Genomic DNA, 10,757 nt, shown 5'->3' with positions numbered 1-10,757 from the left:
CTCCTCGCGCCCCCCCGCGCGGAGACCCCCTCCCTGCGCGCCCGGCCCCCGGGCCTCTACGGCCCCCTCGTCTGAGCCGCCCCCCCCCCCCCCCCCCGCCTCACCCTTTTTCCGTGCAAGGAGTCCGTACCCCATGACGTCCACGGTGCCCACGACCGCCGTCCCGCACAGCGACGGCCAGCCGCCGATCACCATGTTCGGTCCGGACTTCCCGTACGCCTACGACGACTTCCTGGCCCACCCGGCCGGGCTCGGCCAGATACCGGCCACCGAGCACGGCACCGAGGTCGCCGTCATCGGCGGCGGGCTCTCCGGCATCATCGCCGCGTACGAGCTGATGAAGATGGGCCTCAAGCCCGTCGTCTACGAGGCCGACCAGATCGGCGGCCGACTGCGCACCGTCGGCTTCGAGGGCACCGGCACCGAGGGCCTCACCGCCGAGATGGGCGCCATGCGCTTCCCGCCCTCCTCGACCGCGCTCCAGCACTACATCGACCTGGTCGGCCTGGAGACCAAGCCCTTCCCGAACCCGCTGGCCGAGTCGACCCCGTCGACCGTCGTCGACCTCAAGGGCGAGTCGCACTACGCCACCACCGTCGACGACCTCCCGCAGGTCTACCGCGACGTGATGAACGCGTGGAACGCCTGCCTGGACGAGGGCGCCGACTTCTCCGACATGAACCAGGCCATGCGCGAGCGCGACGTCCCGCGCATCCGCGAGATCTGGTCGAAGCTCGTCGAGAAGCTCGACAACCAGACCTTCTACGGCTTCCTCTGCGACTCCGAGGCCTTCAAGTCCTTCCGCCACCGCGAGATCTTCGGCCAGGTCGGCTTCGGCACCGGCGGCTGGGACACCGACTTCCCCAACTCCATCCTGGAGATCCTCCGCGTCGTCTACACCGAGGCCGACGACCACCACCGCGGCATCGTCGGCGGCTCGCAGCAGCTGCCGCTGCGCCTGTGGGAGCGCGAGCCGGAGAAGATCGTCCACTGGGCGCAGGGCACCTCGCTCAGCTCCCTGCACGACGGCACCCCGAGGCCGGCCGTGACGCGGCTGAACCGGACCGCCGGCAACCGGATCACGGTCACCGACGCCTCCGGCGACATCCGCACGTACCAGGCGGCGATCTTCACCGCCCAGTCCTGGATGCTGCTCTCCAAGATCGCCTGCGACGACTCGCTCTTCCCGATCGACCACTGGACGGCGATCGAGCGCACCCACTACATGGAGTCCTCGAAGCTCTTCGTCCCCGTCGACCGGCCGTTCTGGCTGGACAAGGACGAGGAGACCGGCCGGGACGTCATGTCGATGACGCTGACCGACCGGATGACCCGCGGCACCTACCTCCTGGACGAGGGCCCGGACAAGCCGGCCGTCATCTGCCTCTCGTACACCTGGTGCGACGACAGCCTGAAGTGGCTGCCGCTCTCGGCGAACGAGCGGATGGAGGTCATGCTGAAGTCGCTCGGCGAGATCTACCCGAAGGTCGACATCCGGAAGCACATCATCGGCAACCCGGTGACGGTCTCCTGGGAGAACGAGCCCTACTTCATGGGCGCCTTCAAGGCCAACCTGCCGGGCCACTACCGCTACCAGCGCCGCCTGTTCACGCACTTCATGCAGGACCGGCTGCCCGAGGACAAGCGGGGCATCTTCCTCGCCGGCGACGACATCTCCTGGACGGCCGGCTGGGCCGAGGGCGCGGTGCAGACGGCGCTCAACGCGGTCTGGGGCGTGATGCACCACTTCGGCGGCGGCACCGACGCCACCAACCCGGGTCCGGGCGACGTGTACGACGAGATCGCCCCGGTCGAGCTGCCGGAGGACTGATCACCGTCAGGGCCTGGTGAGGGGCGTGAGCAGCATCCGCCCCACCAGGCCCACCGACCGGTCGAGGCGCTCGGTGAACTCGCCCGCGAGCTCCGGCAGGCCGCGCAGCTGCCAGAGCGAGCGGGCGGCGAGCCAGGCGCCGTCCCTGGCCCGGTCCAGGCTCCAGCAGCCGAGCAGATGCGTGAGCGGGTCCGCGATCTCCAGGAGGTCCGGGCCCGGCATCAGTTCCTCCCGGATGCGCTCCTCCAGGAGGACGAGGATGTCGCCGACCCGGTCGAACTCGTCCTCCAGGTCGGCCGGCGCGCACTCCAGGATCCGGCAGGCGTCGACCACCGCGAGCGCCAGGTCGTGGCCGATGTGGGCGTTGATCCCGGCGAGCGCGAACTGCAGCGGCCGTACGCCGGGATGGCGCCGGTAGTGGAAGAGGGGCCTCCAGCAGGCCGGCGCGGAGCGGCCGCCGGCGACGGCGTCGACCGCCGCGAGGTAGCGCTCGGCGAACCGCACGTCGAGGGTCGCGGCGGCCCGCCGGTCGGCGAAGGTGCCCGCCTCGATGGCGTGGCCGATCTCCTCGGTGACCGTCAGATAGACCCGGTTGAACACGGCGACCCCGTCGGCCGGATGCCAGGCCGCACGGAGCGCCCGCATCCGGTCCACCACGGGGTCGACCGCGACGAACTGGCCGATCCGTTCTTCGGTCCGCTGGGTCTGCGCCATGGGGGCAGGCTCCCAGCCGCCGGGCCCGGGAGGGAGCTCATCGGGCCCGGCTTACCCAGAACGGGCGAATCACTCAGCTCTTCGACACGTCTTCCGCGTCCGTCTCGTACGAACTGGTGCCGGCGTCCAGGAGCGGCTCCTGGGTCTTGAGGTGGGCCGGGGCGAAGGCCCGCAGGACGTGGTAGCCGGTGATGACGACGATCGTGCCGAGCGCGATGCCGCCCAGTTCGAAGGTGTCGGTGAAGGTCAGCTTCACGCCGCCGACGCCGATGATGATGCCGGCGGCGGCCGGGACCAGGTTGAGCGGGTTGCGCAGGTCGACCTCGGCGTTGATCCAGATCTGTGCGCCGAGCAGGCCGATCATGCCGTACAGGATCACGGTGATGCCGCCGAGGACGCCGCCGGGGATCGCGGCGACGACCGCGCCGAACTTGGGGCAGAGGCCGAAGAGCAGCGCGAAGCCGGCGGCGGCCCAGTAGGCGGCGGTCGAGTAGACGCGGGTCGCGGCCATGACGCCGATGTTCTCGGAGTACGTGGTGTTGGGCGGGCCGCCCACGCCGGTGGACAGCATGGACGCGACGCCGTCGGCGGCGATCGCGGTGCCGAGCTTTTCGTCCAGCGAGGCGCCGGTCATCTCGCCGACGGCCTTGACGTGACCGGCGTTCTCGGCGATCAGCGCGATGACCACGGGCAGCGCCACGAGGATCGCGGACCACTCGAAGCTCGGGCCGTGCAGGGACGGCAGGCCGATCCAGTCGGCCTCGGAGACGCCGGAGAGGTCGAGCCGCCAGTGGTCGGTGATCTGGCCGCTCGCGGACTGCGAGTGGATCTTCCCGAAGACGAGGTCGAAGATCCAGGAGATGCCGTAGCCGAAGATCAGGCCGAGGAAGATCGCGATCCGGGACCAGAAGCCGCGCAGACAGACCACGGCCAAGCCGGTGAAGAGCATCACGAGCAGGGCCGTCCACTGGTCCTGCGGCCAGTACGTCGACGCGGTGACCGGCGCCAGGTTGAAGCCGATCAGCATGACGACCGCGCCGGTCACGATCGGCGGCATCGCCGCGTGGATGATCCGCGCGCCGAACCTCCGGACGGCGAGACCGGCCAGGAAGAGCACCCCGCCGACGACGAAGACCGCGCCGGTGACGGTGGCGCTGGTGCCGCCCGAGGCCCGGATGGCGGCGGCGACGCCGACGAAGGAGAGCGAGCAGCCCAGGTAGGACGGGACGGTGCCGCGGGTCGCGAGCAGGAAGATCGCGGTGGCGACGCCGGACATCATGATCGCGAGGTTCGGGTCGAGACCCATGAGCACCGGGGCGACGAACGACGCCCCGAACATCGCGACGACGTGCTGGGCGCCGAGGCCGACCGTACGAGGCCAGGAGAGCCGCTCGTCCGGGCGGACGACGGCTCCCGGAGCGGGTGTTCTCCCGTCGCCGTGCAGGGTCCAGCGCACGCCGAGGTTCATCAGGTCTGCTCCCGTTCTCCGGTTCCGGCGGCCGCGTCGGGACCGCAGAAGATCAGCCACATGGTATGCGCCGCCGCCGGACCGGGGCCTCGCCGAGCCCCGGGCTACTTCACCGGACCGGCGCTCTTCGGGCCGGTGCTCTTCGGACCGGCGCTCTTCGCGGGCGCGGGCGTCCCCGACGCCGTCTCCCGTCCTCCGGTCCCGAGCACTCCCGCGCCGAGCACCAGGCCCAGGGCGAGCAGGGTGACCAGGCCGAAGGAGAAGACCAGGGAGGTCGCGTCGGCGATGCCGCCGATCGCCGAGGGGGCGACGAGCCCCGAGGTGTACGTGATGGTGGCGACGCCCGCGATGGCCTGGCTCGGGTTCGGGCCGCTGCGTCCGGCGGCGGCGAAGGCCAGCGGGACGACGACCGCGATGCCGAGTCCGATCAGACCGAATCCGGCCATCGCGACGGCGGCGTGCGGGGCGAGCACCACCAGGGCCCCGCCGAGGGTGGCGACGGCGCCCCCGACCCGTACCGTACGGACCGCCCCGAAGCGGTCCACCACCCGGTCGCCGACCAGCCGGGCCACCGCCATCGTCAGCGCGAAGGCGGTCGTGGAGGCGGCCGCTAGCCCCGCCGAACTGCCCAGCTCGTCCCGGAGGTAGACGGCCGACCAGTCGAGACTGGCGCCCTCGGCGAAGACCCCGCAGAAGCCGATGGCGCCGATGACCAGCGCGGACCTCGGCGGCAGCGAGAAGCGCGGCGGCGGCTCCTCCTCCGGGGCGCCGCGCACGTCGAGCACGCCCTGGCAGAGGACCAGGCCGAGCGCGGTGAGCACGAGGGCGGCGATCAGGTGGTGCAGCCGGGCGTCGCCGCCGAGGTGGGCGGCGACCGTGCCGGCGGCGGAGCCGAGCAGGGCGCCGACGCTCCACATGCCGTGCAGGCTCGACATGATGGACCTGCCGAGCCGGTTCTCGGTCTCGACGCCGAGCGCGTTCATCGCCACGTCGGACATGCCCGCGGTCGCCCCGTACACGAGGAGCGCGCCGCACAGTCCCCAGACGTTCGGGGCCAGCGAGGGCAGCGTGAGCGAGAGGGTCCACAGGGCGAGCAGGCCGCGCAGCGCCGTGCGGGCGCCGAAGCGGTGCGAGACGGCGCCGGCGAGCGGCATCGCGAGGGAGGCGCCGAGCGCGGGGAAGGCGAGCGCGAGCCCGAGCTGTCCGGCGCTCACGCCCGCGTGCTCCTGGATCCAGGGGATCCGGGTGGCGAAGCTGCCGGTGACCGCGCCGTGGACGCAGAAGACGGCGGCGACGGCGAAGCGCGCCCGCCGGAGGCGATCGGTGCTGGTGACGGTCTCCGCCGCCATGGGCCCTCCCTGTGGTCGTGGTGTGCCGTGGTGTGCCGCGTAAACTATCAGGAACCCTGCCTGATAAATAGACCGCGGCAGAAGGCCCCGCCTCCCGCGCGTCTGAGAGGATCACCGCATGGCCGCATCCCCGAGCACCGCACGGGCCATCAACGACCGGTTCGCCCTGCGACTGCTCCAGGACGAAGGCCCGTTGACGGCCACTCAGCTCAAGACGCTCACCGGACTCTCCCGCCCGACCGTCGCCGACCTCGTCGAGCGGCTCCAGGGCTCCGGTCTCGTCCACGTCGTCGGCGAGGCCGGAGCCGAGCGCCGCGGCCCCAACGCCAAGCTGTACGGGATCGTCGCCGACCGCGCCCACCTCGCCGCCCTCGACGTCCGCACCCGCTCGGTCTCCGTCACCGTCGCCGACCTCCTCGGCACCACGCTCGCCGAGGCCTCCGTCCCCGTCGGCGACGACAGCGGCACGGAACCCGCCGTCGAGAAGGCGGTCGCGCTCCTGGAGCGGACCGTGCGGGAGGCGGGCGCCGACCGGCTGCACAGCGTCGCCGTCGGCGCCCCCGGCCTCATCGACCCCGCCACCGGCGAGCTGCGCGACTCCTCGGGGCTGCCCGCCTGGCACCGCCGGCTCGTCGGCGTCCTCCAGGAACGGCTGCCCGCCCACGTCCTCGTCGAGAACGAGACCAACCTCGCCGCCGTCGCCGAGCTCCGCGAGGGCGCGGCCCGCGACCGCGAGGACTTCGTCCTGCTCTGGCTCGGCCAGGGCGTCGGCGCCGCCGTCGTCCTCGACGGCCGGCTGCGCCGGGGGGCCTCGGGCGGGGCGGGGGAGATCGGCTTCCTGCCGGTCCCCGGCACCTCCGGACTCCCCTCGGCCACCGGCTGCGACGGCGGCTTCCACGAGCTGGCCTGCGCGGCGGCCGTTGGGACCCTCGCCGCCGCCCACGGCCTCGACCCGGCCGACGCGCTCGAAGCGGGCCACGGACCCTTCCTCGACGCCCTGGCCCGCCGCCTCGCCGTCGGCGCGGCCGCCGTCGTCTCCGTCCTGGACCCCGGCTGCGTGGTCCTCGCAGGCGAGACCGGCCATGCGGGCGGCACGGAGCTCGCCGCCCGCGTGGAGGCGGAACTCTCCTCCCTCTCGCCCCTCCGCGCGGAAGTCCGCCCGACCGCCCTCGGCGACGCGGCGGTCCTCCGCGGCGCCCTCCTCCGGGCACGGGACGCGGCCCAGGACGAGCTGTTCCCGTAGGGTCTGTCCGACCGTTCCCGCCGGGTCCGGCCCGCACGCTCGCCGCGCGACCGCGAACGCCACCGCGCCGCGCCCCGGACAGGGGAGCGCGGCGCGGTGGGCCCGGCGGCGGCAAGGGCCGTGAGTTCCGCCGCCGGGAGTCGTCGGAGGAGGTGCGTCAGCAGGCGCCGAGGTCCTTCCAGACGCCCCACTCGCCGGTCGTGCCCGGCTCCTCGTTCTGGGTCCACCACTGGGCCTTCCACTGGTGGCCCTTGTGGGAGACGAGCGAGCCGCCGGTGTAGACCTGGCCGGCCACGTACGCCGGGGCGGTGCAGCCCGTGGTGGGCGGCGTCGTCGGAGGCGTGGTCGGGGGAGTGGTCGTCGGCGGGGTCGTGGGCTCCGTCGTCGGGGGCGTGGTCGGCGGGGTGGTGGTGCCCGGCTCCACGACCGTCGTGCCGCGCGCCAGGTCGCCGGCGAGGGCGTACGTCGTGCCGTTGATGTTCACGGTCCAGTTGGAGGGCGTGGACACCGGCAGGTAGTAGTTGAAGGCCAGGTCGACCGTCGCGCCCGGGGCCAGCGACTGCCAGGCGGGGAGCTTCAGGGAGACGCGGTGGAAGTCGCCCTTCAGGCCGCCCACGTTGGAGCCGGTGTGGTCGCTGCTGATGACCTTCGTGCCGAAGCCGGACTGGTCGGAGGCGTTGGCCGGAGCCGAAGTGCCGTAGTCGAACTGGAACTCCGTGCCGCCGGGCAGCGTCGTCGCCGTGTTGTTGGTGATCTTGATCTTCGGAGTGATCGGGTAGTTCGAGTCACCCAGCTTGAACTCGGTGAACTGGGCGTCGATCTTCACGGCCCGCGTCGGCAGCGCCTTGTTCGACTTCTTCGCGCCGTACGGCGTGGCCGCCTTGAACTTGTCGTACATCAGCGAGGTGAGCGTGGAGCCCATCTCGTACTGGCCCTTGGCGGCGTTCCAGGCGTAGTCGCCGGCCATCTCCCAGACCATCGTGCCGCCGATGCCCCTGCTGACCACGTAGTCGGCCTTGGCGGCCACCGACTGCTCGTCCTCGGTGGAGAGGAAGACCTTCTTCTCGGCGTTCCACAGCCAGGGCGCGACCAGGGTTGCGTCGTACTTGCGGGCGTAGGTGCCGGTCAGCGTGGTGTTCGCCGGGAAGCCGTACTGGGTGACGTAGTCGCCGACGATCCCCTTCTCGAGGTTCTTGGCGTGCCACATCGGGTTGGAGCCGGCGGGCGACTCGGCACCGTTGGTGTCCTTGTCGTGCCAGAGGTTGTCGATGCCGGTGGCGCCGTCGCCGCACTTGGTCAGGCCGGCGCCGGCCGGGCAGGTGGTCGCGGAGGCCTTGCCCCACAGGCCGTCGGTGCCGCCCTGCACGTTCTTGTGGCCGCGGGTGTAGTAGGGCAGGCCGATGTTGATGCGGCCGGCCGGCATGGAGCCGCGGAAGTAGTGGTACGCCCAGTCGGTGTTGAGGTAGCCGATGGAGCCGTACTGCGAGGAGCCGTAGACGTTGGCCGCGGCGAGCTCGCCGTCCTTGCCGTCGTCGAAGAGCGAGGCGTTGGGGCCGACGTACTCGTTCCAGGCGCCGTGCAGGTCGTAGGACATGATGTTGACGTAGTCCAGGTACTTCTGCATCTGGAACGTCTCCATGCCGCGCAGCAGGTAGCCGGAGGAGGGCGCGGCGACGGTCAGCAGGTAGTGCCTGCCGTCGGCGGCGCCGGCCGTGTCCAGCTTCTCGCGCAGGGACTTCATGAGGGCCGCGTAGCCCTGGACGAGTCCGGCGCGGCGCGCGTTGGCGAGCTGCCAGTCGAGCGGGTTGCCCGCGTCCTTCATCGTGGTCGGGTACTCGTAGTCGATGTCGACGCCGTTGAAGCCGTACTTGCGGATGAAGTCGACGGCCGAGTTCGCGAAGGTGTCGATCCCGGCCTGGTTGACCGAACCGTCGGCGTTGGTGGCCATCGAGTAGAAGCCGCCGGAGTTCACCCGGTCGCCGTTGTCCGCGAAGTAGCCGCCGGTCTCCGCCCAGCCGCCGACCGAGATCAGCGTCTTGACGTTCGGGTGCTGCTTCTTGAACTTGTTGAGCAGGTTGAAGTGGCCCTTGTAGGAGTACGCGGGGTCCATCTCGGCGCCGGCGACACCGGGCCAGGTCATCCCGGTGGCGGCGTTGTCCGGGCCGTCCGTGCCCACGGAGAGCCTGTTGTCGCCGCCGATGTGGCCGAAGGCGTAGTTGATGTGGGTGATCTTGTCCCACGGGATGTCCTTGGCCAGGTAGGCGGGCTGGCCGTTCTTGCCGGTGCGCCAGCCGGTGAAGTAGCCGATGACCCGGCGCTGGTGGTCCGCGCCCATCTTCTCGCGGCCCTCGGTGTCGTAGACCGAGCAGTACGGGACGTCGACGCCCGGGGTCTTGTAGAGCCCGTCGGGGCGACAGGACTCGTTGTCGGCGGCGTACGAGACGCCGCCGGAGAGCGAGCTGAGCAGCAGCCCGGCGACGGCGGCACCGGACGCGAGCAGCGAGGCTCTCTTGGTCGTGGGGGACAGCACGATCGGGTCCTCCTCGGGGAGGGAAGAAAACACGCAACGAACAAGGGGGTGGTACGTGTTGGGCCCGTGGAGTGCGCACGCCGACGGACCGTTACCTCGGAGGTGACACGGAGATTAAGAGGACTAGACCAGTGCGTCAATAGGTCTGGACCAAAGGGGATTCCTCTGGGAGCCTGTGAGTCAGCCCACAGGGTTCCGGCCTTTCGTTCCCCGCGAGCCGTGGCACACTGGCCCTGTATCAGCAGCAGCGCACTCCGGGGTCGGTGTAATTCCGAACCGGCGGTATAGTCCGCGACCCGTCCGCAAGCCAGCGGCCGGTTGACCAGGTGAGATTCCTGGACCGACGGTGAAAGTCCGGATGGGAGGCAGTGCGCGGCGGGCGACCCCTCCAGGGGTGTGCCGGCCGTACGTCCGCTGGTCGCCGCATTCCGTCGGCGCACCCGGGGACCTCCGGCCGTACCGGCGCACCCCGCGCGAAGTGTCGTACCCGCTCTCTGTCGACATCGACAGGCCCCGGAGTCCGTGCCCGAAGAGGCAGGAGGACCCGGTGGCCCAGCAGGCCGACATCACCGCCATGCGACGCGCCGTCGAGCTCGCCGCACGCGCTCTCGGCGCCACCAGCCCCAACCCGGTCGTCGGGTGCGTCATCACCGATGCCTCCGGCCACCAGGTCGGCGAAGGCTTCCACCAGGGCGCCGGAGGCCCCCACGCCGAGGTCCACGCCCTGCGCGCGGCCGGCGTCCTGGCCCGCGGCGGCACCGCGTACGTCACCCTCGAACCCTGCAACCACACCGGCCGCACCGGCCCCTGCGCCCAGGCCCTGATCGAGGCCGGGATCAGTCGGGTCGTGTACGCGGTCGGCGACCCGAACCCGCAGGCCTCGGGCGGTGCCGACACCCTCCGCGCCGCCGGGGTCGAGGTCGAGCAGGGCCTCCTGGAGGCCGAGGCCGAGGCCGGCAACATCGCCTGGCTCACCTCCGTGCGCCGCGGCCGCCCCTTCGTCCGCTGGAAGTACGCCGCCACCCTCGACGGCCGGATCGCCGCCGCCGACGGCACCTCCCGCTGGATCAGCTCCGCAGAGTCCCGCGCCGACGTCCACCGGCTGCGCGCCGAGGCCGACGCCGTCGTCGTCGGCTCCGGCACCGCCCGCACCGACGACCCCCATCTGGCCGTGCGGGGCGTCGAAGGCGCCGTCCAGCCGCTGCGGGTCGTCGTCGACACCGAGGCGAGCGCCGTCAAGCCCGGCGCCCGGGTCCTCGACGGGGCCGGCCCCACCCTGATCGCGATCGCCGAGGACGCCGAGACCACGCTCACGGACGTCGTACGCCTCCCCAGGGCCGGGCGCGGCCTCGCCGTCCCCGCCCTCCTGGACGCCCTCCACGCGCGCGGTGTCCGCTCGGTCCTCCTCGAAGGCGGCCCCACCCTCGCGGGCGCCTTCCTCGCCGCGGGCGCCGTCGACCAGGTCGTCGGCTACCTCGCCCCGGTCCTCCTCGGCGCGGGCCCCGCCGCCCTCGCCGACGCCGGAATCTCCACCCTCACCGAAGCGTTGCGGCTCGACATCACCGAGACCGCGCGCATCGGATCCGACCTCCGCATCACCGCCACCCTCAAGGGAGCCTGAC

7 protein-coding genes and 1 riboswitch are annotated in these 10,757 nt (G+C 72.0%); of the genes, 3 read left to right on the top strand and 4 right to left on the bottom strand.

Features of this window, described 5'->3' with window-relative positions:
- Nucleotides 1–133 precede the first annotated feature (133 nt).
- Nucleotides 134–1,831, top strand: coding sequence for an NAD(P)/FAD-dependent oxidoreductase (locus K7G60_RS22930; RefSeq protein WP_225802806.1), 1,698 nt, complete (start codon nt 134–136; stop codon nt 1,829–1,831).
- A 6-nt stretch (nt 1,832–1,837) separates the two neighbouring features.
- Here K7G60_RS22930 and K7G60_RS22925 read toward each other — a convergent pair whose 3' ends face one another.
- The 3 genes from K7G60_RS22925 to K7G60_RS22915 all read right to left on the bottom strand — a co-directional run bounded on the left by K7G60_RS22925 (nt 1,838) and on the right by K7G60_RS22915 (nt 5,362).
- A complete protein-coding gene (locus tag K7G60_RS22925) occupies nt 1,838–2,545 on the bottom strand; it encodes a DUF5995 family protein (protein ID WP_225802804.1) in 708 nt (235 codons plus the stop codon).
- A 73-nt stretch (nt 2,546–2,618) separates the two neighbouring features.
- A complete protein-coding gene (locus tag K7G60_RS22920; protein WP_225802803.1) occupies nt 2,619–4,013 on the bottom strand; it encodes a uracil-xanthine permease family protein in 1,395 nt (464 codons plus the stop codon).
- Nucleotides 4,014–4,117: 104 nt separating this feature from the next.
- The gene (locus K7G60_RS22915; protein WP_225802802.1) at nt 4,118–5,362 is read right to left on the bottom strand and encodes an MFS transporter; all 1,245 of its coding nucleotides are present in this window, start codon (nt 5,360–5,362) and stop codon (nt 4,118–4,120) included.
- A 118-nt stretch (nt 5,363–5,480) separates the two neighbouring features.
- Here K7G60_RS22915 and K7G60_RS22910 point away from each other — a divergent pair, with 118 nt between their 5' ends.
- A complete protein-coding gene (locus tag K7G60_RS22910; RefSeq protein ID WP_225802801.1) occupies nt 5,481–6,605 on the top strand; it encodes an ROK family transcriptional regulator in 1,125 nt (374 codons plus the stop codon).
- Between the two features lie 157 nt (nt 6,606–6,762).
- On the opposite strand, the gene K7G60_RS22905 is transcribed toward K7G60_RS22910, so the two are convergent.
- The gene (locus K7G60_RS22905; RefSeq protein WP_225802800.1) at nt 6,763–9,135 is read right to left on the bottom strand and encodes a chitinase C-terminal domain-containing protein; all 2,373 of its coding nucleotides are present in this window, start codon (nt 9,133–9,135) and stop codon (nt 6,763–6,765) included.
- Between the two features lie 245 nt (nt 9,136–9,380).
- A riboswitch (FMN riboswitch) is annotated at nt 9,381–9,511 on the top strand.
- A 171-nt stretch (nt 9,512–9,682) separates the two neighbouring features.
- Between K7G60_RS22905 and ribD the strand changes: the two genes are divergently transcribed.
- Nucleotides 9,683–10,756, top strand: coding sequence for a bifunctional diaminohydroxyphosphoribosylaminopyrimidine deaminase/5-amino-6-(5-phosphoribosylamino)uracil reductase RibD (ribD, locus tag K7G60_RS22900; protein ID WP_225802799.1), 1,074 nt, complete (start codon nt 9,683–9,685; stop codon nt 10,754–10,756).
- The last annotated feature ends 1 nt before the right edge of the window (nt 10,757 follow it).

This window comes from Streptomyces sp. NK15101, from assembly GCF_020400725.1.
Taxonomy (GTDB): Bacteria; Actinomycetota; Actinomycetes; order Streptomycetales; family Streptomycetaceae; genus Streptomyces.
Note: the sequence above shows the minus strand (reverse complement) of the source record. Positions and strands in the feature narration are given on the sequence as shown.

Excerpts from the sequence above, each read along its gene's own strand:
- K7G60_RS22930 (WP_225802806.1), top strand. The coding sequence starts at position 134 with ATGACGTCCACGGTGCCCACGACCGCCGTCCCGCACAGCGACGGCCAG.
- K7G60_RS22925 (WP_225802804.1), bottom strand. The coding sequence starts at position 2,545 with ATGGCGCAGACCCAGCGGACCGAAGAACGGATCGGCCAGTTCGTCGCG.
- K7G60_RS22920 (WP_225802803.1), bottom strand. The coding sequence starts at position 4,013 with ATGAACCTCGGCGTGCGCTGGACCCTGCACGGCGACGGGAGAACACCC.
- K7G60_RS22915 (WP_225802802.1), bottom strand. The coding sequence starts at position 5,362 with ATGGCGGCGGAGACCGTCACCAGCACCGATCGCCTCCGGCGGGCGCGC.
- K7G60_RS22910 (WP_225802801.1), top strand. The coding sequence starts at position 5,481 with ATGGCCGCATCCCCGAGCACCGCACGGGCCATCAACGACCGGTTCGCC.